A 26,301-nucleotide genomic window follows, 5' to 3' on the forward strand; every position below is an offset into this window, starting at 1 on the left:
GCTTTTGCGTTTTATGATGAAGAATAGAACACGGAGGTCACGGATTTGTCACGGACGAGCACGGTATGAAGAGAAGAAGAAAACATATTCGCTCTTCCTTTCCGACCGTGCTGATCCGTGCTCTTCGCCGTCGCCTCCGTGTTCCATTCTTCAGGAACTACCAACAATGACGCCATGAGCCATTCGCCCGCGGACAACTCGCCGGAGAATCCTTTTCAGTCGCCGACCGATGTGGCCGACGACTATCTGGTCCGCGGTCCCGGTATCTGCCCCTATTGCGGCGACGCCGATTTTGAGCGGCCCTATTTCACCAACTGGGGCGGCTACATCGGACCTTGGTTGCTGACGCACGCCGTCTGTCGTCGTTGCGGTCACGGCTTCAACGTCAACAGCGGAACCAGCAACCTGCTGAACATCGCCCTCTATCAGATCAGCAGCGTACTGCTGGTGATTCTGGCCCTGGCGGTCGGCTTCTTCTACATCCTGCCTGCCTGGAAACTGCTCTAACACGCACGATATCGGGCGCCATTGCCACGTCTGTGTGGCAATGAATGTGCTTGGACATTCCGTTAGTTTCTCCGCCAAGATGCGGTTCCTATCTCAGACTGCTACCAGATCAAAAACGTTTTGGGCTGGCAGCCCCATTCATTGCCACGCAGACGTGGCAACGGCGCCCCCGCCCAAAAGATCGCCCCCGCTAGCTTGCAGTCAAACTGATCTAGCGGTTTTTCGGCATTCTCTTTAGAAAGTACGGCAACTAGAGATTCCAACCCTCGCTATCGCTTCGCCTACGCCACATTTCAGCCTGTCACGATGAACGCCCCAGCTATGCACCAACCCGATTTTTCGCCGCGTTGGTTCTGGACGTTCGCGATCGTCCATCTGCTGCTCTGGACCGCCGTTCCCTTTTTCACCCAGGCCAACGGCCCCCTCGACAATGTCGAGATGCTCAATTGGGGACAGCAGTGGCAGTGGGGCTATCCCAAACATCCGCCGCTGCCCGCTTGGGCGGCCGAAGCGGCCTCGTACCTGCCCGGCGATCCGGTCTGGTCGACCTATCTGTTGAGCCAGGTCTGCATTGTCGCCTGCTTCTGTGCGGCCTGGAAAATGGGGCGCCAGTTCCTCACCCCCGGCGTCGCGCTGGCCGCAGCCGTCATCCTGGAAGGGAGCATCTACTACAACTGCACGACGCCTGAATTCAACAACAACATCATGGCCAAGGCCTGCTGGGCGTTGTTCATTTTATTCGCTTACTACGGCATCGCGCGCGGGCAGGTTCGTCACTGGGCCGCAGCCGGCGTCTTCCTGGCGGCGGCGATTTTGTCGAAGTACGACGCGGCGCTGTTGCTGGGTGCGACACTGTTGTTTTCGGTCTGCAACCGGCAAGCCCGCAGCTGTTGGAAAACGCCTGGCCCCTACGTGTTGACCGGGGTCTCGCTCACCTTGGCGGCGCCCCATCTGTGGTGGCTGTGCACCAACGACTTCGTCACGCTCCGCTACATTTCGGCTCGATCTTCCGCGACTCATTCGTGGCTGAATCACCTTGAGCATCCGGCCGAGTTCCTGATCGCCCAATTGGGCGCGATCGCCGTGACGTTGATCCTGGCGACGACGATGCTCGGGTGGCGATGGCGGCTACGGCAGATTGAGCCGTCAGCCCAACTGGCCCGCAGTTTCGTCAGCTGGATCTTGCTCGGCCCGCTCGCGTTGGCGTTGGGCTATTCGCTGCTGACCGGCGCCCATCTCCGCAGCATGTGGGGCGCATCGATGTTCACCTTTACCGGCGTGCTGCTGTTCGCCTGGTTTGAATTCCGCGCCGACCCGGCGCTGGTGCGACGAACCGTTTACGCATCCGCGTTGACTGGCCTGTTGTTCGCCCTGGGCCTGGGAACGCGGAACCTGGTCGGCGATGGCATGGTCAACTTGCCGCTCCGCGTCGACTATCCCGGCCAACGTCTGGCGGCCGAAATCGAACATGTCTGGACACAGCGCACCGATCAACCACTCGAAAACCTCGGCGGCGACTGGTGGCTGGCCGCCAACGTCAACGTTTACCATCCGCAGCGACCCGCGATTGCGGCCGAGATCGATCACGATCGCCCCCGCTGGACCGAGCCAAACGTCTGGCAGACCGAAGGGGGCGTCATCGTCTGGGAACTGACCGCCGCCGGCGAAAACTACCAGGCCGAAATCAAGCGACAGTATCCCAACGCCGAGATCCTGCCGCCGGTGGAGTTCGCCTGGACGAAGAATCACGATCGACCGCCGCTGCGCGTCGGCATGGCGGTCGTACAGCCGCAAACCGCCCCGCGGATCGCCTCGCCCGAGTTGCCGACGCGGCGTTAATGGAAGACCACCGAGTGCCCCAGTCTCTGTTCGTCATCCCGTGCTACAACGAAGCGGATCGGATCGATCTCGCCGCGTTCGACGCATTCGCCGTCGCCAATCCCGAGATCAACTTTCTGTTCGTCAACGACGGCAGCAGCGACGCAACCAGCGAAATCCTGCATCAGTTCGCCGGTCGCCGCCCCGATCGATTCATGGCGATCGACCTGCCGCACAACCAAGGCAAAGCCGAAGCGGTTCGCGTCGGTATGCTGCAGGCCCTCGACCAAGAGGCTGAACTGATCGGCTTTCTCGACGCCGACCTGGCGACGCCGCTGGCCGAATGTCGTCGCCTGCAGGAAGCGCTCGCAAGACGCCCCGAGATCCAGATGGCGATCGGCGTGCGACTTCCGCTGGCCGGGCACGCCATCCAGCGCAAACGGATTCGCCGCTGGATCGGCCGTGGTTTCGCCCGGGTCGCCTCGACGATGCTCGGCATCGCGATCGCCGATACCCAGTGCGGCGCCAAGCTGCTGCGCAGCAACCAGCTGGCACGGTTTCTGTTCGCGACGCCGTTCCTGTCGCGGTGGATCTTTGACGTCGAGGTCTTCGCCCGACTGCGGATTGCCGGCGATCGTCTGGCGGTACGCGATGCGATTTACGAACTGCCGCTCGAGTCGTGGCGCGAGATCCCGGGCTCGAAGCTGCGGCCGCGTCACTTTCTGCTGGCGATCGGCGACCTGGCGATGATCTACCGCGAATACTTCCTCTCGCGGCGCTGGAAAGAGCGGGCCGTCGAACTGCGGTCGGAGCCCGAAACGGCGGCGGACGCTTCGGCCCCATGGCCCGCCGCGCCGCACAGCGTCCGCGCAAAAATCAAGCCGACGCGAAAAGCGTCGGCTTGATCGAAGTTCTACAGTAGCGGCTTGGTTTATCGCCCGCCGCTGGCGATCCACGCCTTGGCGACGTCGGACGGAGGTTTGCCATAGACGCCGGCAAACGCCTGATCAAACGGCATCCCTTTTCGCAGGGCCTGCATCAACGCGTCAAACTGCTGACCGCGGCCCATCAGGGTCTTCATGAAGGCGAAGCTGACGGCGCCGTTCTGATCGGGCGCCAACTTGTTCTGCACAAAGTCGTCCGGCTTCTTCATCGCGCCGACCGCCGACTGCAGTTGGTTCCCCCATTCGACAACCCGAGGGTCTTTGCCCGAGACGCGCGACGCGACGACTCGGCCGACGCCGTCGGCGAACCAATCGGGAGCGTCAAGGCTGGCGACGTAGTTGCTGGCGATGACCTGAGCGAACATCGCATCCAGATCGTACGCGTCGCCGACCGGCAATTGCACCATGCCGTAGGCGTCGGTCACGTCGTACCAGTAGTGGCCTTGCCATTGCGGCGGAACGTCGCGGCGTTCGACCATCTTGCTGAATTCGTTGTAGTCGTACTTCGCTTTGACCAAGAAGAGCGAGACGCGTCCTTTGACCAGCGGCTGACCGGCCGGGGCCTTCAAGATGCGGCGAACGTCATCGGCCGCTTTTTCGGCCTGGTCGGCGAACTCGTCATTCGCCTCTTGCCCCAAGGCGCCCATCACAAAGACGTCTTTGCGGTCGGAGGTCGACATCGCCACGCCCGGCAGACCAAGCTGAATCTTCGACTTGCTGGTTTCGACGCGGGCCTTGGCCAGTTCGTCGTGCGTCGCATTCTTGGCGAACGCATAGGCGGCCACGCGGGGCATCGACGAAGTCGGCGAGTCGCCGTCAAACTTGGCGCCTTCGGTGATCCAGGTCTCAAACTTCCTGATTTGGTCGTCGGTCAGCGGCGGACCGTTGCGCGGCATCCGATCGGGCGCCGGCGCCTTGAAGAGTTGAATCAACAGGCTTTCGTTCGGCTTACCGGGGGTGAGCGGAGCGCCGCTGTCGCCACCACGCAACATCGTCTGAAAGCTCGCCAGGCTGAAGCCACCCGGCGGATTCCGTTGGTCATGGCAGCTGACGCAGCGAGCGACCAGCACTGGCGCGATATCGCGACCGAAGCTGACCTTCTCGTTGCCGCTGGCGCTGGCGACTTCCAACCGCGGCATCGGCATCGGAGCGGCGCCGGGAGCCAGCGACGCGAGATTCGCTTTTGGGTCGGCGCCGTCAAACTTGGCGCCTTCTTTGATCCAGGTTTTCAGCGCCGTCAGTTCGGCTGGCGACACCTTCTGGCCGCCGCGCGGCATGTCGCCGGTTTCGATCACTTCAACAAAGCGGCTCCCATCCTGACCGGGGAAGATCACAACCCCTTCGGCCGGACCTTTCATCAGCACTTCGTAGCTGGAAGAGCTGAAACCGCCGCGGGCCCCACTGACGTGACAGTTGCCGCAGCGGGCGACGATCACCGGGGCGATATGTTTGGTAAAGCTGAGATTGGTCGCCGGGAACATGGTCGGCAACGTGCTGGCCGGCGGCGTCGGCGTTCCAGGCACTGCCGGAGCCATCATCTCGGTCGGCTGGGCGACGGCGGCGTTGCGCATTCGCGGCAGGGTAACCCCTTCCAGCTCTAGTAGCGCGTGGGCCGGGGCGAGCGACTCAAACAGCTGATCCACCCCTTCCTGCAGTTCGGGGTCGACCCCTTCCAGCCGCTGCAAGCGTTCGATGATCAGCTTGACGGTCTGGGTCGATTCGGCCACTCTCCCTTGCTTCAGGAAGTTGGAAGCCTTGCGGATTTCGACCTTCAGATCGCGCACTTCGCTCCGCTGTTCGTCCGTCGGGGCCGCGCCGAGCGTCCAGGGGGATAGCAGAATCGCCGTCAAAGCGGCGCAGGCCGCGAATTTCGCCAATAGGTGAAAGGCTCTCATCTAGGGCCCCTTATGCAGCTTTCTCGACTAGTCGTATTTGGCAGGATGTCCGACGCATCCCTGCCGACTTCTTCGAAGCGAAGCCAGACCCCCGTTGTACTCAGAAATTACGGCCTCGGCGATTGTATTTCAACAAATCGAGCCTGCTTCAGCTCGAATGATGCCGTCGTACGACCTTTTTTGCCGCTTGCGCCGCCAGCGACTGGCGACGGGTGGGGCGATAACCATATTCGATAGCGAACCATTCGGCGTACCGCTCACGGTCGACGTAGCTCGTATTGCGGTTATCGAGGAGATGCCCCAGTTCATGGATCAGGACGTTGTTCAGGTAGAAGTCGCGGATCGCCTCCTGCGTCCAGACCAACCGCCATTCGCCGTCGTCGCCACCTTCCCACTTCGCCCCGTACATCTTCGCTTCCACCACTTGGGCAGGGCGGGGTGGAGTGTAGAAATACTCGGTCAGCGTCTCGTCCATCGGATAAAGATAGAGCGCCGAGCCCCACTGCATGCCGTAGCACGGATAGCTTAACTTCTTACGAGTCAAGCGACTTAGCTGCACGACTTCCAGCGGCTCCAGCATCCACGAGGGCAACTTCGCCAAGCGATCACGGACGTCCTGCTCACTCACCACGTGCACGAAACCTTCCCCCGGATCTTGCGTGATCACGCGATACCGGGCGCCGGTTTCGCCTTGCGGCTCGTGCCAATCTTCCGGCGGCGAGAAGCCAACGTCGGTCGTGTTGCCCGTTTCGCCGCAAGCCCGTTTCCGCAATTGGCCGACGGTACGAAAATCGCGCGGAATGGATACGCGCTTCGTTTTCGCTCGAATCAGCTTGTTGTGGTTGGATCGCGCCATGCGTCTGACTTTTGAAACGGAACGACGTTTGAGGTCTTGTGAACGACGAATGAATGGGAACGCTTGGCGTGCTCGATCAGCTAGATTGCAGCAACGCCGGTATGGCCGTTTGCGTCCCTGCGGTTCGACTCACCTATGGTACGTGGACAGCGACCACGATTTCAAGCAATATACGCAAGTCGCTTGTAAAACAAGACTTACAGCGAACAGGACAGCCAGATCGGCCGCCTCAGATGGCCAACATTCGCCGCTTTGACTGCCTCGCAAGCAGCCCGACAGAGGTACTAAGAGACCCTCTCGGCGAGGCAGCTGGGATAGTAATCGCCAGCATTGTGCGACACTTCGAAGCCCATTTTCTGCGTCGGCGCCGGCGTATCTTCGTCTTCGATCTTCTGCAGCATCAAAAATAACAGCACGCCAATCAATAAGAACAGAAGTCCAATGGCAATCCAGATGAATGCGGGAACGCCAGCGAAGTTCAGGTTGATGCCGCTGCTGCCGTGCGACTTCGATCGCGAGCGTTTATCGCGGGCCGCTTCTTTCTCACTGACGCGGTTCTGCAGCGCTTCGCGCGAGATCATCGTCGCGCCGCCGACGCTCTCGCCGGCCGTCATTAGCGGATCAGCGATGCTAACATCCAACACCCCGCTGGCGCCAGGATCGGACATCGACGACAGCAAATCGTCATCCAGCGCCCGCGCCACCGGCAACGGCTTGCCGCGACCGGCGCTGGAGAGGCCGGCGCTGGAGCGTCCGGCGCTGGAGAGGCCGGCATCGGTTTCAACGCGTTGACCGCGGACCGTTTCGGAATTGAGGATGCCAGAGTTGCCGTCGTCCAGTTCTTCCAGCAGTTCGGCCACGCGGGGCATCGTCGACGGGGCGACCGTGCCCGACTTGCCCCCTTCGGCCTTGGCTTGCCGCAGCTCGACTTCTTCACCGGCGACGGTCAGTTCTTCGTCAGCGCCGCTGCGTCGCTGTTTCAGCCAATCTCGGAGGGCGACGGCCACTTCGCTGGCCGATTGATACCGCTGCTCCGGCTTCTTCATCATCAGCTTTTCGCAGATTTTCGCCAGCAAAGCAGGGCAATTGGGGCGCAACTTCCGCAGCTTCTCGGGATTGATCGTTTGGTGTTTGGCAATCCGCTGCGCCAGACTGCCGTCCGGAAACGGCGGATGGCCGACCAACAGGAAATAGAGCGAGCACCCGAGACTATAAAGGTCAGCGCGACCATCCACCTTGTGACTGTTGACCGCTTGTTCCGGCGACAGATAGTCGGCCGTGCCTAGCACGCTCTCTTGATTGGCGAGCGTCAGCGAGGTGGCGTCGTCTCGGGTGAACCGGGCCAGTCCCATATCCAGGACTTTCACCACGCCGCTATCGTCCAGCAGCAAGTTGGCCGGTTTGATGTCGCGGTGGATCAGACCCCGCTGATGGGCGTGCTGCAAGGCGTCGGCCGCTTGGGCGATGTAGTCGGCCGCGGTTTCGACTTCCAGCGGACCTTTCTCGCGGACCAAGACCTGCAAGTCGCACCCCGGGACGTACTCCATCACGATGTAATGGGTATCCCCTTCGTTATCGACGTCGAAGGCCCGCACGATGTTGGGATGGTCCAGTTGAGCCGCCGCCTGCGCTTCGAGATGGAATCGACCCAGATAGGACGAATCTTTGACGCGATTGCGGGGGAGCACTTTGATCGCCACCTTGCGCTGCATCACCGTATGCTCGCCCAGGTAAACGCTGCTCATGCCGCCGGTCCCTAAATGGCCCAACAGCTTGTACTTGGAGAGGAAGAAACCCTTGTATTTCCCCTGCAGGATCTTCTCGCGGTGCCAGGTGGTGATGTACTTCTTGGCGACGAAGTAATCGGCCGTCTGCTGCACATCTTCCGGCAATTCTCCCCCGTTTTGAGCGCGCAGCTCAGCAACGGCGGTTTCAAATTGCGTGGGGTGGATCAGTTGTGATCGCCCGGCAAGTTCAATGAAACGTTCGGAAGTAATGTTACTCATCTCAAGCCCAAGGAATCACGAATTCAGGCGCCTCGCTAGCTGCCTGTTGAAAAATGCCATCGTGGCATTTTCCAACCTCGCCAGGCTCAGAGCATAGCTCTTCGCGGCTCGCAAAATAACGACTTTCGTCGCTATTTTGGGATCGCATCCCTACGATCCAGCAGCCCGTTGAGAAAATCAACGGACTGCTAGTGGAGATAGCGACTGCAACCTGTTCCCCGCAGTATAAATAATTGCGTTTCGGCTTAACATTGGCAAAATCGTCCGGTTATTTGCCGATCCCCTGATTCATGTTCAAATTGGGGAAGAAATCCAAGATAGCGCTCCGCAAGTTATCCAAATCTTAACACATATCCCCCTAAGGGCGCCAATCATGACCGCTTACCACACGCGACTGTTTACCCGGCCTGGTTGTCATCTGTGCGAAGACGCCGAGCAAATCTTGCTGCGCCACGGCATCGTCGCCGAGCCGGTCAACATCGACGAAGACCCGCAGCTGAAGGAAAAGTACGGCTGCTGCATCCCGGTCGTCGAGATCAACGGCAAGGTCCGCTTCCGGGGCAAAGTGAATGAAGTCCTCCTGCGGCGGTTGTTGGCGTCGGTCGAAGCATAATCACGATGGAAGTCTTGGGGATGTTCGCCAAGTATTGGCGAGCCGGCGAAGTGAAGACCCGTTTGGGGGCGACGATCGGCATGGCGGCCGCCGCGGCGGTGCACCAGTTGTTCGTGCAAACCTCGCTTGCGCGGTTTCGACACCTGGGAGATCGGCGGGAACTGCAGTTTTCTCCCTCGACCGAATCGCAAGCCTTCGCCGCCGTCGCGGGCGATGCCTGGCAGGTGACGCCGCAAGCCCCAGGGGATCTGGGGGATCGCATCACTTACTACTTCGCCACGCAACTAGGGGGCGGCGCAACTCAGACGCTGCTGATTGGCTCGGACAGCCCGAATTTGCCGATCGACTATGTGCGAGCCGCGTTTCGCCACCTGGACGATCACGATGTCGTCCTGGGCCCGGCCGTCGACGGGGGATACTACTTAATAGGGCTGCGTCAGCGGTGCGATGCGTTGTTTACCGATATCGCCTGGAGCACGTCGGACGTCTTGGAGCAAACGCTCGCCAAGTGCGACTCCCTTAACCTGCGAACCGCCCAGACCCCAACATGGTACGATGTCGATGATAAATCCGACCTAAAGCGGCTGCTGGCCGAACCGCCGGAATGCGACGCCGATCCTGATCTACGTGCCCTGCATACTCAGCTGAATTTGATTCTCGCCGATTGCCCGCCCCTGTGAATTCTGACGCTCAACCTACTTCGACTTGCTCTTCCCACGCTGACTGCCTTGTAATCGGCGGCGGGGCGATTGGCCTTTCGCTCGCTTACGAACTGGCGACGCATGGCCTCTCGGTCACGCTGCTCGACAAAGGCGAAATCGGCAAAGCCGCCTCCTGGGCTGGCGCTGGCCTGTTGCCCCCGGCCACGATCGGCGCGGCGGTTGAGCCGCAGGAACAACTGCGGGCCCTTAGTCATCAACTGCACGCCGAGTGGTCGGTCCGCCTGCGCGAAGAAACCGGCATCGACAACGAGTACGAGCGCTCTGGCGGCTACTATCTGGCCCGCAAAGTAGGGGAAGCGGCGGCGCTGTCCACCATGGTCAGCCAATGGACCGAAGAGGGAATCGCGGTCGAGCGGATCAGTTCGGAAGAACTCCACGCTCGCGTCCCGGATCTAGCGCCCGAGCTAAAAGCCCGCTCGGCCTATCATCTGCCCGATGAAGCGATCGTTCGCAACCCGCGACATCTGCAAGCGCTGCGTCAGGCTTGCTCGCAGCGGGGCGTGACCTTCGTTGATCATGTCGAAGCGGTCGACTTTCAGCTTGCCGGCGATCGCATCACCGCCGTGACGACCAACCAAGGGAGCGTCACCGCCGACAAATACTGCATCGCCGCCGGCGCCTGGTCGCAGCGTTTGACCGATGCGCTCTTGGCCCAAGTTGGCTTTACGCACGCCGCGAAAACGCCCGACATCGAACCAATCCGCGGGCAGATGCTGCTGCTCGACGCCGGCGAGCGGTTCTTCACGGCGCCGCTGAACGAAGGGCCGCGGTATCTGGTTCCGCGGCGCGATGGACTGGTGCTGGTCGGCTCGACGGTCGAAGAGGCAGGCTTCGATTGCTCGACGACGAACGAAATCGCCCGTGAACTGCGGGAGTTCGCCTGTCAGTTGCTGCCGCGGCTAGAAACGGCCGAGATCCGGCAAAGCTGGGCGGGCCTACGCCCGGCCAGCATCGACGGGATACCTTATATTGGCGCAATGCCCGGCATCGCCAACGCGTACGTCGCCGCAGGACATTTTCGCAGCGGCCTGCATCTTTCGCCCGGGACCGCCGTGTTGCTCGGCCGGCTGATTCGGGAGGTTGAAGTGGAGTTTGATCTTTCGCCGTTTCGCGTCGATCGCAGTTAGAACGCTAACTGCCTGTTGAAAAATGCCATCGTGGCATTTTTCAACCTCGCCAGGCTCAGAGCATAGCTCCTCGCGGCTCGCAAAATAACGACTTACGTCGCTATTTTGGGATCGCATCCGTGCGATCACGCAGCCCGTTGAGAAAATCAACGGACTGCTAGGCGGGTTTTAGCGAGCCGACACCACGCCGTTGCGGAGCCGTTTCGCTTCGCGCACGATCGTCGCCGAGGCGTCTTGCAGGTCGAACTGCTTATCGACGTTTCCTTCGATGAAGGCGACGCGATTCATGCCGTAAATGTCGGAACTCGCTTCGTCCTGGCCCAGCACGAAACCGCCTCCTTTGCGAATCGCTTTGCAGCCGTCCGAGCCATCCCGGCCCATGCCGGTCATCACCACGCCCAGGCAAGTGTCGCCAAACACCTTGGCGGCCGAACGCATCATCACGTCGACCGACGGACGATGTCCGCTGACCGGGTCGGCGTCAAACACTTCCAGCCGCGTTTGGCTGCGGGTATGGCGGCGAATCTCGAGGTGCCGACCACCGGGGGCGACGTAGGCGCAACCCGCTTCCAGCATGTCGCCGGTCTCAGCTTCTTTGACCTTCACTTGCGAGATCGAGTCGAGCCGCTTGGCGAACGCCCGGGTGAATTGTTCCGGCATGTGCTGCACGATCACGATCGGCGGCAATCCGGCCGGCAGGTTTTCGAACAGCGAAGTCAACGCGGGGGGGCCGCCGGTCGAAATGCCAATCGCGATGCAGCGGCAGGGCCAATTGTTGGCGACCACCGGTTCGGCCTGTTTTGGCCGGACAACGCTTGTTTTTTTCGTGACTCCGGCGGCGGCGCGACGTTTGCGGCGAACCTCGGCGCGGGCCCGGCGAATCTCGAGCACCTTCGCCACGTCGGTATCGGCGACCGAGCGGATCTTGCGAACCAGGTCGTCGCGCATCACCGACTCGGCGGCGCCCAGACCTTCCGGCTTGGCGACATAGTCGAAGGCGCCCCGTTCGAGCGCGTCGAGCGTGATGTCGCCGCCCAACTGGGTCATCGCACTGACCATGATCACCGGAATGGGGCGAATCGCGAGCAGTTTATCGAGCGTTTCCAGTCCGTCCATCCCCGGCATCTGCACGTCGAGGGTGATCACGTCCGGCTCTTTTTGCTTCATCATTTGCAGGGCCTGCTGACCACTGCTGGCTGCGCCGCAGACTTCAATGCCGCCGACATCGGCCAACTGATCGGCAATGAGCGTTCGCATGAGCGCGGAGTCATCGACGATCAGCACACGTGTGGTTTTTCCTGCCATGTCTTGCTCAATCGAAATATCACGCGACGAAAGCTGTCGCCGCACCTACCCCCTTTACAAAAATCGACAATCAAAAGTAGGACGCGTTTTGCGCGTTTCTGTAAACCGAGGGCGGCAGTTGCAGAGATCCGCAAAAATACGTTGGCAATCCCCCACGATCTTGCTCCTTTGGCGGCGTCATGTTCCCAATTTTCGCCCTAATCGGTACGCTGGGCGTATTACGACTGACTTAATCCCTCTCACCGTTTCGATCGCTATCCGCATGTCTGTCGACGCTCCCGCGAAAATCACGATTCTCGGCGCTGGCCCGATCGGCTTAGAAGCCGCCCTTTACGCACGTTTTCTGGGCTATGAAGTGGCGCTGTACGAGCAAGGTCGCCCGGCCGAGTCGATTCGTCGCTGGGGCGGCGTCCCGCTGTTCAGTCCGTTCGGCATGAACAGTTCGCCGCTGGGCCGCAGCGCCTTGGCCGCCCAGGCGGACGACGACTTCTCGCTGCCAGCCGAAGACGAGCTGCTAACCGGCGCCGAGTATGTCGACCGTTATCTGCAACCGCTGGCCGAGTCGGACTTGTTGGCCGACAGTCTCCACTGCGGCTGGAAAGCGATCGCCGTCGGCCGTGCAGGACTTTCCAAATCGGACATGGTCGATGAAGAGGCCCGCCGCGACGCCGACTTTATCGTGGTGCTGGTGGATAGCGACGGCCAAGAGAAGATCGATCGCAGCGATGTGCTGATCGACTGCACCGGACTGTTCGGCCAGGCCAGCTGGATCGGCGGCGACGGCGTGCCGGCGACCGGCGAACTGGCGGCTCGCCCGCATGTCGAGTTTGGCCTGCCCGACATTCTGGTCGGCGAGCGGGACAAGTACGCCAGCAAACATACGCTGGTGATCGGCTCCGGCTATTCGGCGGCGACCAACGTTTGTGCGTTGGGGCAACTGGCTCGCGAGGCGCTTCATACGCAGGTTACCTGGATCACGCGGAAAGCGAACCAGGCCGATGCGGAAGGTCCGATGCGGCGGTTTGAAAACGACTCGCTGTCGGCCCGCGATCGCCTGGCGGTGCAAGCGAACCAACTGGCCGCCAAAACCGAGCCGCATGTCGTCCATTGGCCGCACGCCCCGGTCACCGGCATTCACTACGACGCGCATAGCGATCGCTTTCAGGTCACCTTGGCTGGTGAGAAGCCGGGCATGCATGAGTTTGATCGCGTCATCGCCAACGTCGGCTATGTCCCCAACACCGACCTGACCCGTTCGCTGCAAGTGCAATATTGCTATGCGACCGAAGGCCCGCTGAAACTGGCCGCCAAGCTGATGGAGCCCGAGTCGGCCGATTGCTTGACGCAGCCAACCGGCGAAGCGCAGCTGTTGGTTAATCCCGAGCCCGACTTCTATGTCTTGGGAGCGAAAAGCTACGGGCGAAATTCGCAGTTCCTGATTCAGAACGGCTTGAAGCAGATCCAGCAGCTCTTTACGATCATCGGCGATCGCGAGAATCTCGATCTCTACCGACAGTTCCTGCCTGCCAATCCCCAGTAAGGTCCGCGTGCCCTCCGGCGAATCTCCCCAAGTCGATCCGTCGCATCTCGATGCGCTCTGGTTTCAAGTGACCGGCCTCAGATGCAATCTGGCCTGCCGCCATTGCTTCGTCAGTTGCCATCCCAAGAACGACACGTTTGGCTTTCTCACGCTCGAGCAAGTCGAAAGTCGCTTGCAGGAAGCGGCCAAGCTAGGCGTCAAAGAGTTCTATTTCACCGGCGGCGAACCCTTTTTGCATCCACAGATCGTGCCGATGTTAATCGCGGCGCTTCGCTACGGTCCCGTCACGGTGCTGACCAACGGAACCGTCCTCAAAGCCCAGTGGCTGCAGCAACTGTGGTCCGCCGAAGATCAGGGCATCTACTCGCTGGAGTTTCGCGTTTCCATCGATGGCTTCTCGCCGGCGACCAATGATCCGATCCGCGGCGCCGGTACGTTTGATCGCGCGATGCGCGGCGTGCAGCTGCTGGTCGAGCACGACTTTCTGCCGATCATCACCGCGGTCCGGACCTGGCCTGACGCGGAAGAAGCGGAAGTGGTCGCCAACTTCGCCGCCGTGTTGCGCGACATCGGCTACACGCGTCCGCGAATCAAGCTGTTGCCGACGCTGCAGTTGGGCGCCGAAGAGACCCGCTCGTGCGGCTATGGCCAGCATGATCGGATCACCGCCGAGATGTGGGCCGGCTTTGATGCGACGCAGCTGGTATGCGAGCATAGCCGCGTCGTCTCAGACCGCGGCGTCCACGTCTGCCCGATTCTGGTCGAAGCGCCCGATTCGCTACTGGGCGAAACGCTGGCCGAGTCGCTACGTCCTTTTCCGCTAGCGCATGGCGCCTGCTTCACGTGCTATCAGTTTGGATCGATCTGCGCCAATCCTTCGACCGCGGCGGGAACAGGGAACGGATCATGACGACGCGAATCGCCTACTTTGGCGGCGTCTACAACAACTATCTAGCGCTCGAGGCGGCGATTGCCGACGCGAAGGGGCGCGGCGTCGATCAGATGTTTTGCCTGGGCGATCTCGGCGCATTCGGGCCCCATCCCGATCGGGTCTTTCCGCTGCTGCACGATCACGCAATCCAGGTCGTTCGCGGAAACTATGACGATTCGATCGGTCATGGCCTCGACGATTGCCAATGCGGCTACACCGATCCCCGCGACAACCACTTTGCCCAGATCAGCTACGACTACACGCTGCAGAACACCTCCAGCGACAATCGCGCCTACCTGCGAACGCTCCCTCCCGAGATCGAGCTAGAGATCGAAGGGAAGCGAATCTTACTTTGTCATGGTAGCCCGCGACGGACCAACGAATTTTTATGGGAATCGACGACGTCGACTTCCTTTTTGGACTGGCTTTGCAAGGAGCGGCAAGCCGATCTGATTCTGGCGACCCATACCGGCATTCATTGGGGGCGCGAGCTAGCGAACCGCGGGGCGTTTGTGAACGTAGGTGCCTTAGGTCGGCCGGCCAACAATGGCCAGACCGAGGTTTGGTACACAATCGTCACCATCGACGCTCAGGCCGGTATCCGCTGGCAGTTTGTGCCGCTGGCCTACGACTTTCGCCGTTTGAGCCGAGAAATGCAGGCCGAACGGCTTCCGCCGGAGTTTATCGAAACGGTCGAGACCGGCTGGTGGACGACCTGCCTAGAGGTATTGCCCGCCAAAGAGCGCCGCACTGGGCGATATTAAATTTGGGGCAAAGTCGCACTTGGCCGAGAGCGGTCCGAATTTCGAGACTCGCACCGCCGATTGTAAGCGTTATATTGAAGAGATCGTAAACAACTTTCAACGCATTTGGGAGCGTTAGCCGATGTCGACACGAGTTTTCGCCTGCCTGTCGCTGCTGCTGGCCAGTCTGCCGGTTGTCGCGGCCGAACCGGAGAATCGCTCGCCTCAGCAACTGCCCCAACCAGCTGCAGAGCAAACCGACCGGGCTATCCGTCGGGCAATTCGTCAGCTGGACAGCGACACCTTTGCCGAACGCCGGGAAGCGGCCGACGCGCTGCGTGACGCTGGCGCCGCGGCGATCGCTCCGCTGGAAGAAGCGTGCCGCGATGGCGCCGGCGAGCGGGTCGCCCAGTCGATCGAGATCCTCAAGTCGTTCGCCGCCAGCGAAGACCGCATGGTTAGCGCGGCCGCGCAACAGGCGCTGCAGAACATCGCCAACGGCGACAACGCCACCGCCGCCAAACTGGCCGCAACCGCGACGCAGTCGCTGCGATCCGCTCCCGGTCGCCTGCAGCTGCCGGACGTTCGTCACCGGATCGGCGAGCAGCCAGGTTTCGGCGCACGCCGCAACTTCAGCATGTCGACCGTCCGCAACAACGGCCGCGAAGAAATGAAAGTGACCGATGGCGATCTGGAAGTGGTGATCAACAAAGATCCGAACGGACCGATCCAGGTCGAGTGGCAAGCAGGGGGCGGCGAAAAGCAAACCGCCAAAGCGGACGATCTGCAGCAGTTGCGGGAAGAACATCCCGAAGCGGCGAAACTGGTCGAAAAGTACGAGGCCCGCGGCCTCGGCGCTCTGGGCGGAGGGATGATCGGCGACAACCGCTTCTTCGCCCCGATGCGAATGGGCGGCTTGCCAATTCCGCAGCCGATGATGGAAATGGACGAACACTTCGCCCGGATGCGGGCCGAGCATCAACGGATGGTCGAGCAGATGCGGGCTCAGCACGAAGAGCGGATGCAGGAAATGCGTCGCCTGGCCCCGCCGGTCGCCCCTGGCATTCGGCCGCCGCAAATCGAACGTCTCCGCGCCAGCACCGAGCAACTTCGCCAGCGCGTCGAGAATGGCCAGGTCGATGAAGCGACCCAGGCCGAGATCGAGCGGCTGCAACGCGTGCTCGACGAACTGCAACTGCAGTTTGGCCGCTAGTCGCTGGCCGACTCTTCCGCCGGCGTCACCAACACGACCCGCATGCCGCGATGTCCCGGCAAGATGCGGGTAGTCGACGCCCATGGCAGCGACTGGGCCGCTTTGACCGCCAACTCGGCGGCAAACGCCGGATCGCCCGGCTCCATCACCACGATCGTCTGCGGCTCGGTGACCATGTCGGCCTGCCAGGGCTGCAGCAATTCGGGATCGCCATTGCGAAGCGGGATCACCTGGGGAAACGGCGTCTGCGGCCGATACAGGGCCGCGACCGGCAGCCGACAGAAGTCGGCCAGCGCGTCGTCGTTGGCGACCAGCTCATTCGATTCGATCAAGCCCGACGAAACCATCAGCGTCGCTTCCGGCGGCAGTTCTAACTGGTCGATCGTGGCGATCGCTCCTCGCCAATCTTGCCGCCGCTGATGGGTCCAGTGATCGGGCAGGTGAAAGAAGAAGATCGAACTGGCCATCGTCACCGCGACCAAGATGCGGAGACCGCGGAACTCGATCCGGGCGACATTCAGCCCCGCCCAGACAAACAACATCGCCTGACTGCCGATCAAGTACCGTCGCAAAAACAGTGGCGTGATCTCGAGGTAGGTGACGTACCACGCAACCGCAATCGGCGCCAGCGTGGCGAAGATTGTCCAGACGTAATGTGCGGTCCAGTTTCGCTGTCGTTCGTCCGCCTGTCGGCCTGGCAGCAGCTTGTTGCCGACCAGCGCGATCGCCAGCGGCGCCAGCCCGAACGGAATGATCGGGAGGATCTCGATGATTCGAAACGACGATCCGGCATGAATGAACTGCGTCCAGTTGAGCCGTCGCGAGTAGACGAGCGCCAGCTGCGGATAAAGGGGCAACAGGCCGACGCCCAGCCCGGCCAACATCAACGCCAATCGTCCCCAGGCCCGATGTCCCCAAGCGGCCAACAACAGCGGCGGCAAACAAGCGGCGACCAGCAATGCCGCCGTCAAATGCAAATGGATCGTGAGCGCCGCCGTCAGCGTCCAGAGCACCGCCGTCCGCCGATCAAAGTCGCGCCACAGCCGCATCGTCAGGGCGAACAGCAACAAACAGCCTAGCTGCGCCGCGGCGTACGATCGAGCCTCGGTCGCATAAAACACCATGTCGCGGTCGACGGCGACCAGCAGCGCTGCCGTAATGCCGGCCAGTCCCGATCCGCTCCAACGCCGCACCAAAACGCCGATCAGAACCAACGTCGTCACGCCGCAGACGACCGATGGCATCCGCAAGGTCCACTCGCTGGCGCCAAACAGCTCGACAACCAGCCGCTCGAGCCAGAAAAAGAGGGGGCCGTTATTCCCTTCGATCGCGCGGCGGGGGATCTCGCTGACGTCGCCATCGATCACCCAGGCCGTATGCAGTTCGTCGAGCCAGAGACTTTCTCGCAAGGGGAGCAGCCGCAGCCCCAGTCCCAACAGCGCAATCAGCAACAGCGATCGCCAAAACAGGCGACTGGCGAGAGGGACATTCCAGGAGAAAGGCGAATCGGTCACGCGATAGATTGTAGTCGCGGATCGATGGCGAGGGAGTGGACTGGGAGAGCTAATTTCGCTAATCGGTCGAAACGGCGACCAGCTCTTCGTTGACCGCTTCGATCTGCTCGGCCGAAATCACCGTTTGCTCTTCGGCGAAGGCGATCAACAGGGCCAAGTCGCACAGCCGATTGATCCGCCGTGGGGCGCCGCCGGTGATCTCGTGCAGTCGCGCCAGGGCCGCGGCCTCAATAATCTCTCGCCGAGCCCCGGCCGTCGTCAGACGATGCAGCACATAGGACGCAGTTTCGTCGGCCGACAAAGGCTTGACCATGCATTTGACCGCCAGGCGCGTCTCAAAGGCCGGGGTCCGCTTCAGCGCCGGTAAGATCTCGGTCTGGCCGACCAACAGCAGCGTCAGGTCGAGCAACCCGTCGGTCTCCAGATTGGTCAGCAGCCGCAACGTTTCTAGGGCGTTGAAATCGGCGACCAGGTGAGCTTCGTCGATGACCAGCACCGCATGGTTGCCCGCTTTGGTGTTCTCGCTCAGTCCGCGGCGGATCGCCTGGACGCTGTCGGCGATCGACGTGGTGGCCGATTGCTCAACGCCAACCAGCTCGCGCACGATGTAGGCCAACAGTTGGTCGGCCGGCATGTACGGAAAGACGACGTGGACCTTCGGCGTAAACTGCTCGGGCAGTTGCTGCAGCAAGAGAGAAGCCATCAAGCTTTTCCCCAGCCCTTCGCCGCCGGTTAGCAGCGCCGCGCCGCGACGATTTTCGACCGCGTACCGCAATTTCAACAACGTTCCCTGGGCCGACTCGGCCGGGTAGTAGAACGCCGGAATCGCCGTATTTTCAAACGGGCGAGTGCTCAGATTCCAGTAGTCTTCGTACATTGCTTTTTAACCGACGAAATTTTCGGTGACGCCCAGGATCGAAATTCCGGCGCCTGCCAGACGCCGCACGACTTCCGCCACCTGCGAGTCGTCCGAGATCCGCAGATCGCGAACGATCATGGCGGCGTCGATCTGACTCACTTTGTTCGGCACGTCATGGACCTGGCCAACGTCGACCAGGATCATGTCGTAGCTCCCTTTCATGCTCTGCAGCATTTGATCGAGTTTCTCCGGCGTTCCTTTCGCCAGGCTTGGCGCCAGGGTCAGATCGTCGATGACCGAATGAATCGCCGCATCTTCGACCGTCGGACCACCTTCGGCGATCGCTTCCCAGCCATGTTCGACCCGCACGCCCAACCGGGTGGCCAACTCGGGATTAGTGTCGCTGGCGTCGACGATGGCGGTTTTCATACCGCCGCCGGCCAGCATCTTGGCCAGGCAGAGCGTCAACGTCGAGCAACCTTCGCCAGCGGCGAAGCTGTAGACGGCGACCACTTTCTTTCCTTGGCCGCTCACTTCGGTCAGGCGATCCCGCACTTCGGCGAAGCCTTCAAAGCCCCGTTCCAAAAGCATCTCGATCGTCGCCGGCCAGGCGAACCGGGGAGCTTCCCACTGCGGACGGAACGTCACGTTTTTCGGGGCGGCGCTGCTGGTGGTCAGCATGCTTTCCCATTCCAGGCGATCGCTGGTTTTGCCCGCAGGGGGAGCGATCGACTTGGCAGGCTGCTTCTCGGGGGCCAATTTCTCGGGTGCCGGTTGCTTGGCTTCCGGCTTGTTGACTTTCGGCGGCGACGGGGCAGGGGACACTTCGGCGACCGGCGGGGCCGCTTCTTTTTCGGCCCGGACCCGCTTCAAGATGCGATCGACGGCGGCGGCGACGGCGGCCGTGTTTTGGGCTGACGCGTCAAAGACCGACGCTTCCGGCGTTGGGGCTTCGTCTTCTTCCGACTCCGCGGCCAAATCGCCTAGATCACCCTCGTTGGTCGGTGAACCCGGCAAGTCGATCCGCAATCCCTTCTTCCGCCACTCATACAGTTGTTCGACCGTCGGTCCGCCCGGAAAGACGGGAACGCTGCGGGAATATTCGGCAGCGGGATCGTCCGAGGTCGGAACTTCGGGGCCGTACGCACGAATGAAGGCTCGATCTACAGAACTCATTAACGCAACCTCCCCATCGGGTCTTCAAATCCGTTCAAACGAGCCTGAGCCGGTCGATCGGCGGCAGGATCGCCTGGTGCGTAATATCTTGCGTCGCTGACGCTCGGCGACGGGCCAAACAAGTCGGTGGAGTTCAGCCCTTGTTGACCATAGCGGCTGCCGGAGGTGGTCGGCGAGACCGGCTCGGGGCGCCCTAGCGAAGCGGTCGGATGGACCGTTTGCGGCTGTACCGATGGCGCCTGGGCCCCTTGATCGAAAATCGGACGACCCGCCGGCGAGGTCTCGCCGGTTGCGTTGCCGCCGGTCGCACTTCCACCGGCGGCGCTACCGCGCGGCTCTTGCCGATACCAGGGCGTTTCCGAATTGCTGCGGTTGGCGGGCGCGGCGTTGTTGTACTGCGTTTGCATGGCGCCGCCGCCAGAACCGTACATCGACGCGCCGTACGACGACGTGCCGGTGGGCGGTTGGCCAGGTCGCGTGGCGACTTCATATTCGGGGCTGGTCGCGCCCCCCAGCAAGTCGGCCGAACTGATCGGCGGAGTGCTGCGTGGGTTGGCCTGACCGGCGACCGAGCCTCCCAGCGAAGCTCGCGGGGCAGACGCTTCGTCGGCGCCGTTTGGCTCTGGGAATGGATTGAACTTGGGCGCCGTCTGACCGCCGCCATCTTGCAGCGGCGGAGCGACTTCGTCCGACGCGGTGATCGCCGGCTCCATCTTTTCCATATGAATGTGTTCGGCGGGATCTTCCGCATCCAAACCAATCGCCGGGGCAAAATCCGGGGCTTCGCTCTGCTGGCCGAGCTGGATGTCGGGGCTCAGTTCCAGCGAGTCAGGCGCCGGATCGTTATTCTTACCGCGATGGCCGGTCGAAATCGTGATTGTTCCCCAGATCAACACGCCGGCGATCATCGCCAAAAACAACCGCGTGCGCCACACCGGCGCCTTGGTCGCTTTCATCCGCTCGCGACGCCCTTGGGCGCCTTCGTACAGCGGCTTGCGATAGCTAGCGGAAGTTCGATTGGGGGGCGTCGCCGCGGCCGATATTCCCGGCGCCGGACGTTCGCTGACCGGCCGGCGGGGCGAGTGCGGGCCGCGCGGCGTGTGAGCGGCGTCCACGCGATGCGTTGGGGGGGCAGGTTTTTCCGAGGGTGCGTTTGCGACGAGCGGCTCTTGATCGACGTCATCATTGACGGCCAGCGGAGCGGCAGGCGGCTTCGGGGGAGCCGCCAAGTCGGGCATACGCAACAAAACCCGGGGGAGCGCCGGCACCAGTTGGGCTTTCGGCTCCGCGTCTGTGGGGGTTGTCGTGTTGGTCATCGTCTTGGCTTCCTTGCCTATTTTCACAGTCTCGACGCCATCTTGGCGTATTTCTGGTCCGTCATCTCTTCGGATCGGGCAGCGAGTCTGCAGATCTTGAGCGTTAGATAAGAAAAATTGACTTTGCCGGCTAGGCGAAGTTTTGCGGAAACCGCTTTTCGGACGAACCTTGTCGCTTTATTGGCAATCTGGGATACTTAGAGGGCTACAAATTTCCCTTTAGTGACAGCAGTGCCCTGACCAAGTCCGTACGGCAGCCGCCGGCGGCCCACAAAAAATACAGCATGGCGATCGCGACTCCCAACAAACCCCAGCATCTGATCTACAACGAACTCGACAAGCGGATCCTGATCCTCGACGGAGCGATGGGAACCATGGTCCAGCGGCACAAGCTGGATGAAGACGCGGTGCGCGGTCCTCAGTTCCAAGGCTTCCACAAAGACCTGAAGAACTTCACCGACATTCTCTGCCTGACCCGGCCCGAGATCATCGAGCAGATCCATCGCGATTTCCTGGAAGCTGGCGCCGATATCATCGAGACCAATACCTTTGGCGCCACGCCGGTCGCGATGGAAGAGTTCGATCTTGCGCATCTGGCGACCGACGTCAACATCGCTGCGGTCAAGCTGGCCCGCAAGGTGGCGGACGAGTTCAACGAAAAGACGCCCAACAAGCGGCGGTTCGTCGCCGGCTCGATCGGTCCGACCAGCCGCACCGCGTCGATGTCTCCCAAGGTCGAAGACCCCGGCTTCCGCAACATCACCTTCCAGCAACTGGTCGATTCGTACCTGGTGCAGATCGCGGCGATGGCCGAAGCAGGCGCCGACCTGCTGTTCCCCGAGACGTCGTTCGACACCCTCAATATGAAGGCGTGCCTCTTTGCGATCGAGAAGTATTTCAAAGATAACAACGTCGAAATGCCGGTGATGGGCTCGGTCACGATCACCGACGAAAGCGGTCGTACCCTCAGCGGTCAGACGGTCGAAGCGTTTTGGAACTCCGTCTCGCACTTCCCGCTGCTCAGCATCGGCGTCAACTGCGCGCTCGGCGCCGACAAGATGCGTCCCTACGTGCAAGAGCTGGCCTCGATCTCCAACTCGTACGTCAGCTGCCATCCCAACGCCGGCCTGCCGAACGAGTTTGGTGAGTATGACGAAACGCCCGACCAAATGGCGGCGACTCTGACCACCTTTGCCGACAACGGCTGGATCAACATCGTCGGCGGCTGCTGCGGCACGTCGCCCAACCATATCCGTGCGATCGCCGAAGCGGTCCGCGACAAACCGCCGCGTCAGCGCGGGACGCCTCCCGACTATACCCGGCTGTCAGGCCAGGAATCGTTCACCATTCTGCCGACCTCCAACTTCACGATGATCGGCGAACGAACCAACGTCACCGGCTCGCGGCGGTTCGCCCGGCTGATTCGGGAAGAGCTGTTTGAAGAAGCGATCGCGGTGGCGCTCGATCAGGTCAACAACGGCGCCAACGTCATCGACATCAACATGGACGACGCTTTGCTCGACGGCGAAGCGGCGATGGCCCGCTACTTGAACCTGATCGCCGCCGAGCCTGACATCAGCCGAGTGCCGATCATGATCGACAGCTCAAAATGGTCGGTCATCGAGGCAGGCCTGCGCTGCGTGCAAGGCAAGCCGATCGTCAACTCGATCAGTTTGAAAGAAGGGGAAGAGGACTTCCTGGCCAAGGCCCGCCTGGTGCGCAGCTATGGCGCCGCGGTCGTCGTGATGGCGTTTGACGAAACCGGTCAGGCGGTCGAAAAAGACGATAAGGTCCGCATCTGTAAGCGGGCCTACGACCTGCTCGTCAACGAGGTCGGCTTCCCTCCGAGCGACATCATCTTTGACCCCAACATCCTGACGGTCGCCACCGGCATCGAAGAGCACAACAACTACGCCCTCAACTTCATCGAAGCTTGCCGCGAGATCAAACAGGTCTGCCCCGGCGCCATGATCTCGGGCGGCGTCAGTAACGTCTCATTCTCATTCCGCGGTAACGACTTCGTCCGCGAGGCGATTCACGCCTGCTTCCTGTACCACGCCATTAAGGCGGGCCTGGACATGGGCATCGTCAACGCCGGTCAGCTGGCCGTGTATGACGAGGTCGAACCAGAGCTGCGCGATTTGATCGAAGACGTGCTCTTCAATCGTCGCGAAGACGCCACTGAACGGCTGGTCGACTATGCCGAGTCGGTCAAAGACCGCAAGGCAGGCGGCAAAGGGGTGACCGAAGATCTCTCGTGGCGGGAAGGAACCGTTCAAGAACGTCTGTCGCACGCCCTGGTGAAGGGGATCGACAAGTACGTCGTCGAAGATACCGAAGAGGCCCGCTCGCACTACGAGAGATGCCTGCACATCATCGAAGGGCCGCTGATGGACGGCATGAACGTCGTCGGCGACCTGTTTGGCGCCGGCAAGATGTTTTTGCCCCAGGTGGTCAAGAGCGCCCGCGTGATGAAGAAGGCGGTCGCTTACCTTCTGCCGTTTATGGAAGAAGAGAAAGCGGCGGCCGGCGAAGCGGCGCAAGATGCTCGCGGCAAGATCTTGATGGCGACCGTCAAAGGGGACGTCCACGACATCGGCAAGAACATCGTCGGCGTCGTCTTGGGCTGTAACAACTACGAGGTGATCGACCTGGGCGTGATGGTCAACTGCGACAAGATCCTGGCCGCCGCCAAACAGCATGGCGTCGACGCGATCGGCCTGTCGGGCTTGATCACGCCGAGCCTCGACGAAATGGTCCACGTCGCCAAAGAGATGGAAGCCGCCGGCTTTGACATTCCGCTCTTGATCGGCGGCGCCACCACCAGCGCCAAGCATACCGCGGTGAAGATCGCCCCGGCTTATCATGGCACGACGGTCCATGTGCTCGACGCTTCGCGCAGCGTCGGCGTGGTCGATCGCCTGCTCAGCCAAGACATGAAGGCCGACTTCATCGAGAAGAACCGGCAACTGCAGGCCGACCTGGTCGCGTCGTACAAGAAACGGCAAGAGGTGAAGCTCGTTTCGCTGGAACATGCCCGCCGCAACAAGTTCGCCACCGATTGGCTGGCGGTCGACATTCGCACTCCCAGCTTCCTCGGCGTGCGAACGCTGCCGAAGGTTTCGCTGGCCGAACTGCGCCAGTACATCGACTGGACGCCGTTCTTCATGTCGTGGGAACTGAAAGGAAAGTTCCCGAAGATCTTTGAAGACTCGTACGTCGGCGTCGAAGCGAAAAAGCTGTACGAAGACGCCAACGCGCTGCTCGACAAGATCGTCGCCGAAGCGTTGTTTACCGCCAACGGCGTCTACGCCTTCTGGCCCGCCAACAGCGACGGCGACGACATCGTCCTGTATAGCGACGATGAGCGGAAGACCGAGATCGGCCGCATGCACACCATCCGGCAACAATGGGAACGCAAAGGCCAAAAAGACTTCCGCGCTCTGTCCGACTATATCGCGCCGATCGACTCAGGCCGCAAGGATTTCCTCGGCGGATTTGCGGTGACGACCGGTATCGGCTGCCAAGACCTGGCCAGCAAGTTCGACGCCGATCATGACGACTACAACTCGATCATGACCAAGGCCCTGGCCGATCGTCTGGCCGAAGCGTTCGCCGAATGGCTGCACGCCAAGGCCCGCACCGACTGGGGCTTTGGCGGCGATGAGAACCTGAGCAACGAAGAGATGATCGCCGAGCAGTACCGCGGCATCCGTCCGGCGGCCGGCTACCCCGCGCAGCCTGACCATACCGAGAAGCGTCAGCTATTCGATCTGCTGGAAGTGGAGAAGAACGCCGGGATCGAATTGACCGAAAGCATGGCGATGATGCCGGCGGCCAGCGTCTCCGGCCTTTACTTCGCCCATCCGAACTCACGGTACTTCGCCGTCGACCGAATGACCCGCGAGCAAGTCGCCGACTACGCCAAACGCAAAGGAACGACCCTGGCCGAAATGGAACGCTGGCTGGCGCCAAACCTGGGCTACGACCCCGACGAAGCGTAAAAGCGAAGGGTAGGGCAGGCCGTGCCTGCCAAGGCGCCAAGGCTCGACTTGGCAACGACGACTTAACTCCAAGAACGTGTGCTACTGCTGGCTTGTCCAGCAGTGGCACACGGGATGATGGAAGAGCGGGGTCTCGACCCAGCCTACGTCCTGGAAAACGCATACATTGCCACGCGAAGCCATGGCAATGGCGCCCATAGTTTTCTACGTCGAGCCAGGCCCCGGAGCCTGGTTGTCGCCGGACTGTCTGGGGGAGAGCACCAAGAACTTGCTTTCGTTGTGGTCGACCACGTCGAACGCTGATGACTTGCCAATCAGGTCGAAGTGCCGCACGAAGCCGTGCGCCGGGATGACCAGGTTGCTGTCGGCGATCTTGGTGGCGATCGCATCTTCGACGGTGCCGCGGACGAACTTCACCAAGATGCGACTGCTGGGCGGATCGTAGCCGAGCACCACGCGGTCGAGTCGGGCCTTGCGATTCTTGATGTTGTTCATCGGAATCACCAGGTCGCCGTTGACCTTGCGGATGTAAGCCGGAATCTTGACCTTCGCCTCGTTCATGGGCGAGTACATGCGGAACGAGTTTTCGACCTCGCCTTCCTGCACTTCGGCCAAGTGATGGATCAAGTCGGACGTGCTTAGCACGCCGCGCAGTTCTTGCCGCAATCCAACCACCGGCAGACAGCCGATCTTGTTGGTCGCCAACACCAAGGCCGCTTTGGCCAAGGGAACGTCGGGCGAAACGGTCACCGGTCGTTCGCGCGTGATCAGATGCTGAATTTCCCGCGGCAATTCGTCCGGCTCTTCCGGCTTCATCATCGAGCGTACGACGTCACGCTGCGACACGACCCCGATTACGCGCTTCTTCTCATCGACAATGATGATCCGCCGCAGACCATGGCGCGCCATGAGTCCAGCGACGATCTTCACGTGCGTACCGACCGTGGCGGTATGCACCTTTACCGTCATCACATCGCGGACGACGCCGCTCAGTTTTTCCGATATGGTATCGAGTGAAGGCATAGGGGGAACGATGAGAACCTGAACAGGGGAAATGTGATTTCCAGGATTGCCAAGGTCGGGAATTTCCCCGACATCAGGAAACTATAGCATGCGAAAGTTGCCGCAAGCGGCCGCTTCGCAGCTTCGCCAAATTTGCGGAGACCACGGTACAGAAAGAGGTTACGTCGTCGCGAATAACACGATTTACGG

Annotated in this window: 20 protein-coding genes; 11 read left to right on the plus strand and 9 right to left on the minus strand. The window is 61.3% G+C overall.

Annotated elements, in window-relative coordinates:
- The first annotated feature begins 174 nt into the window (after positions 1 to 174).
- From Enr8_RS17700 to Enr8_RS17710, 3 genes are all read left to right on the plus strand, one after another.
- On the plus strand, positions 175 to 507 hold the full coding sequence (locus Enr8_RS17700) for a hypothetical protein (protein WP_146433995.1): 333 nt from the start codon (positions 175 to 177) through the stop codon (positions 505 to 507).
- A 306-nt stretch (positions 508 to 813) separates the two neighbouring features.
- Positions 814 to 2,346: a glycosyltransferase family 39 protein gene (locus tag Enr8_RS17705; RefSeq protein WP_146433997.1), complete on the plus strand. Its 1,533-nt coding sequence runs from the start codon at positions 814 to 816 to the stop codon at positions 2,344 to 2,346.
- Positions 2,347 to 2,360: 14 nt separating this feature from the next.
- A complete protein-coding gene (locus tag Enr8_RS17710) occupies positions 2,361 to 3,230 on the plus strand; it encodes a dolichyl-phosphate beta-glucosyltransferase (RefSeq protein ID WP_222434897.1) in 870 nt (289 codons plus the stop codon).
- Between the two features lie 26 nt (positions 3,231 to 3,256).
- Here Enr8_RS17710 and Enr8_RS17715 read toward each other — a convergent pair whose 3' ends face one another.
- The 3 genes from Enr8_RS17715 to Enr8_RS17725 all read right to left on the minus strand — a co-directional run bounded on the left by Enr8_RS17715 (position 3,257) and on the right by Enr8_RS17725 (position 8,026).
- Entirely contained in the window at positions 3,257 to 5,164 is a 1,908-nt protein-coding gene (locus Enr8_RS17715) for a c-type cytochrome domain-containing protein (RefSeq protein WP_146434001.1), read from the minus strand.
- A gap of 148 nt (positions 5,165 to 5,312) precedes the next feature.
- Entirely contained in the window at positions 5,313 to 6,020 is a 708-nt protein-coding gene (locus Enr8_RS17720) for a hypothetical protein (protein ID WP_146434004.1), read from the minus strand.
- Between the two features lie 284 nt (positions 6,021 to 6,304).
- Positions 6,305 to 8,026 carry a serine/threonine protein kinase gene (locus Enr8_RS17725; RefSeq protein WP_146434006.1) on the minus strand — a complete coding sequence of 574 codons (1,722 nt, stop codon included), beginning with the start codon at positions 8,024 to 8,026 and terminating at the stop codon, positions 6,305 to 6,307.
- 373 nt (positions 8,027 to 8,399) lie between these two features.
- Between Enr8_RS17725 and Enr8_RS17730 the strand changes: the two genes are divergently transcribed.
- Genes Enr8_RS17730 through thiO form a run of 3 tightly spaced genes read left to right on the plus strand, consistent with a single transcriptional unit; the run spans position 8,400 to position 10,488 of the window.
- Positions 8,400 to 8,639 (plus strand): glutaredoxin family protein, encoded by a 240-nt coding sequence (locus Enr8_RS17730; protein WP_146434008.1) that lies wholly within the window; start codon positions 8,400 to 8,402, stop codon positions 8,637 to 8,639.
- Positions 8,640 to 8,644: 5 nt separating this feature from the next.
- On the plus strand, positions 8,645 to 9,319 hold the full coding sequence (locus tag Enr8_RS17735; protein ID WP_146434010.1) for a TIGR04282 family arsenosugar biosynthesis glycosyltransferase: 675 nt from the start codon (positions 8,645 to 8,647) through the stop codon (positions 9,317 to 9,319).
- Entirely contained in the window at positions 9,316 to 10,488 is a 1,173-nt protein-coding gene (gene thiO, locus Enr8_RS17740) for a glycine oxidase ThiO (protein WP_186767722.1), read from the plus strand. Before Enr8_RS17735 ends, thiO begins: the two co-directional genes overlap by 4 nt.
- A gap of 168 nt (positions 10,489 to 10,656) precedes the next feature.
- Here thiO and Enr8_RS17745 read toward each other — a convergent pair whose 3' ends face one another.
- Positions 10,657 to 11,793 carry a protein-glutamate methylesterase/protein-glutamine glutaminase gene (locus Enr8_RS17745; protein ID WP_261342471.1) on the minus strand — a complete coding sequence of 379 codons (1,137 nt, stop codon included), beginning with the start codon at positions 11,791 to 11,793 and terminating at the stop codon, positions 10,657 to 10,659.
- Between the two features lie 262 nt (positions 11,794 to 12,055).
- On the opposite strand from Enr8_RS17745, the gene Enr8_RS17750 reads away from it, so the two are divergent.
- The 4 genes from Enr8_RS17750 to Enr8_RS17765 all read left to right on the plus strand — a co-directional run bounded on the left by Enr8_RS17750 (position 12,056) and on the right by Enr8_RS17765 (position 16,220).
- On the plus strand, positions 12,056 to 13,333 hold the full coding sequence (locus Enr8_RS17750) for a hypothetical protein (RefSeq protein WP_146434015.1): 1,278 nt from the start codon (positions 12,056 to 12,058) through the stop codon (positions 13,331 to 13,333).
- Between the two features lie 7 nt (positions 13,334 to 13,340).
- On the plus strand, positions 13,341 to 14,243 hold the full coding sequence (locus Enr8_RS17755) for a radical SAM protein (RefSeq protein ID WP_146434017.1): 903 nt from the start codon (positions 13,341 to 13,343) through the stop codon (positions 14,241 to 14,243).
- Positions 14,240 to 15,028 (plus strand): metallophosphoesterase family protein, encoded by a 789-nt coding sequence (locus tag Enr8_RS17760; protein WP_146434020.1) that lies wholly within the window; start codon positions 14,240 to 14,242, stop codon positions 15,026 to 15,028. The genes Enr8_RS17755 and Enr8_RS17760 overlap by 4 nt, the downstream gene beginning before the upstream one ends.
- A 121-nt stretch (positions 15,029 to 15,149) precedes the next feature.
- Positions 15,150 to 16,220 carry a hypothetical protein gene (locus Enr8_RS17765; protein WP_146434022.1) on the plus strand — a complete coding sequence of 357 codons (1,071 nt, stop codon included), beginning with the start codon at positions 15,150 to 15,152 and terminating at the stop codon, positions 16,218 to 16,220.
- Here the strand turns inward: Enr8_RS17765 and Enr8_RS17770 are convergent.
- Genes Enr8_RS17770 through Enr8_RS17785 form a run of 4 tightly spaced genes read right to left on the minus strand, consistent with a single transcriptional unit; the run spans position 16,217 to position 21,085 of the window.
- A complete protein-coding gene (locus tag Enr8_RS17770) occupies positions 16,217 to 17,734 on the minus strand; it encodes a glycosyltransferase family 39 protein (RefSeq protein WP_186767723.1) in 1,518 nt (505 codons plus the stop codon). The two genes, Enr8_RS17765 and Enr8_RS17770, sit on opposite strands and share 4 nt — an antisense overlap.
- A 58-nt stretch (positions 17,735 to 17,792) precedes the next feature.
- Positions 17,793 to 18,611, minus strand: coding sequence for an ExeA family protein (locus Enr8_RS17775; protein WP_146434027.1), 819 nt, complete (start codon positions 18,609 to 18,611; stop codon positions 17,793 to 17,795).
- Between the two features lie 6 nt (positions 18,612 to 18,617).
- Positions 18,618 to 19,769 (minus strand): P-loop NTPase family protein, encoded by a 1,152-nt coding sequence (locus Enr8_RS17780; protein ID WP_146434029.1) that lies wholly within the window; start codon positions 19,767 to 19,769, stop codon positions 18,618 to 18,620.
- Positions 19,769 to 21,085, minus strand: a complete 1,317-nt coding sequence (locus tag Enr8_RS17785) for a hypothetical protein (RefSeq protein WP_146434031.1) — start codon at positions 21,083 to 21,085, stop codon at positions 19,769 to 19,771. Before Enr8_RS17785 ends, Enr8_RS17780 begins: the two co-directional genes overlap by 1 nt.
- Before the next feature lie 284 nt (positions 21,086 to 21,369).
- Here Enr8_RS17785 and metH point away from each other — a divergent pair, with 284 nt between their 5' ends.
- A complete protein-coding gene (metH, locus tag Enr8_RS17790) occupies positions 21,370 to 25,089 on the plus strand; it encodes a methionine synthase (protein ID WP_146434033.1) in 3,720 nt (1,239 codons plus the stop codon).
- 204 nt (positions 25,090 to 25,293) lie between these two features.
- On the opposite strand, the gene Enr8_RS17795 is transcribed toward metH, so the two are convergent.
- The gene (locus Enr8_RS17795; RefSeq protein WP_146434036.1) at positions 25,294 to 26,112 is read right to left on the minus strand and encodes a CBS domain-containing protein; all 819 of its coding nucleotides are present in this window, start codon (positions 26,110 to 26,112) and stop codon (positions 25,294 to 25,296) included.
- Positions 26,113 to 26,301: the final 189 nt, after the last annotated feature.

The sequence above is a fragment of the Blastopirellula retiformator genome, assembly GCF_007859755.1.
Taxonomy (GTDB): Bacteria; Planctomycetota; Planctomycetia; order Pirellulales; family Pirellulaceae; genus Blastopirellula; species Blastopirellula retiformator.

Excerpts from the sequence above, each read along its gene's own strand:
- Enr8_RS17775 (WP_146434027.1), bottom strand. The coding sequence starts at position 18,611 with ATGTACGAAGACTACTGGAATCTGAGCACTCGCCCGTTTGAAAATACG.
- Enr8_RS17730 (WP_146434008.1), top strand. The coding sequence starts at position 8,400 with ATGACCGCTTACCACACGCGACTGTTTACCCGGCCTGGTTGTCATCTG.
- Enr8_RS17750 (WP_146434015.1), top strand. The coding sequence starts at position 12,056 with ATGTCTGTCGACGCTCCCGCGAAAATCACGATTCTCGGCGCTGGCCCG.
- Enr8_RS17760 (WP_146434020.1), top strand. The coding sequence starts at position 14,240 with ATGACGACGCGAATCGCCTACTTTGGCGGCGTCTACAACAACTATCTA.
- Enr8_RS17700 (WP_146433995.1), top strand. The coding sequence starts at position 175 with ATGAGCCATTCGCCCGCGGACAACTCGCCGGAGAATCCTTTTCAGTCG.
- Enr8_RS17795 (WP_146434036.1), bottom strand. The coding sequence starts at position 26,112 with ATGCCTTCACTCGATACCATATCGGAAAAACTGAGCGGCGTCGTCCGC.
- metH (WP_146434033.1), top strand. The coding sequence starts at position 21,370 with ATGGCGATCGCGACTCCCAACAAACCCCAGCATCTGATCTACAACGAA.
- Enr8_RS17720 (WP_146434004.1), bottom strand. The coding sequence starts at position 6,020 with ATGGCGCGATCCAACCACAACAAGCTGATTCGAGCGAAAACGAAGCGC.
- Enr8_RS17705 (WP_146433997.1), top strand. The coding sequence starts at position 814 with ATGAACGCCCCAGCTATGCACCAACCCGATTTTTCGCCGCGTTGGTTC.
- Enr8_RS17725 (WP_146434006.1), bottom strand. The coding sequence starts at position 8,026 with ATGAGTAACATTACTTCCGAACGTTTCATTGAACTTGCCGGGCGATCA.
- Enr8_RS17735 (WP_146434010.1), top strand. The coding sequence starts at position 8,645 with ATGGAAGTCTTGGGGATGTTCGCCAAGTATTGGCGAGCCGGCGAAGTG.
- Enr8_RS17745 (WP_261342471.1), bottom strand. The coding sequence starts at position 11,793 with ATGGCAGGAAAAACCACACGTGTGCTGATCGTCGATGACTCCGCGCTC.
- Enr8_RS17715 (WP_146434001.1), bottom strand. The coding sequence starts at position 5,164 with ATGAGAGCCTTTCACCTATTGGCGAAATTCGCGGCCTGCGCCGCTTTG.
- Enr8_RS17765 (WP_146434022.1), top strand. The coding sequence starts at position 15,150 with ATGTCGACACGAGTTTTCGCCTGCCTGTCGCTGCTGCTGGCCAGTCTG.
- Enr8_RS17780 (WP_146434029.1), bottom strand. The coding sequence starts at position 19,769 with ATGAGTTCTGTAGATCGAGCCTTCATTCGTGCGTACGGCCCCGAAGTT.
- Enr8_RS17785 (WP_146434031.1), bottom strand. The coding sequence starts at position 21,085 with ATGACCAACACGACAACCCCCACAGACGCGGAGCCGAAAGCCCAACTG.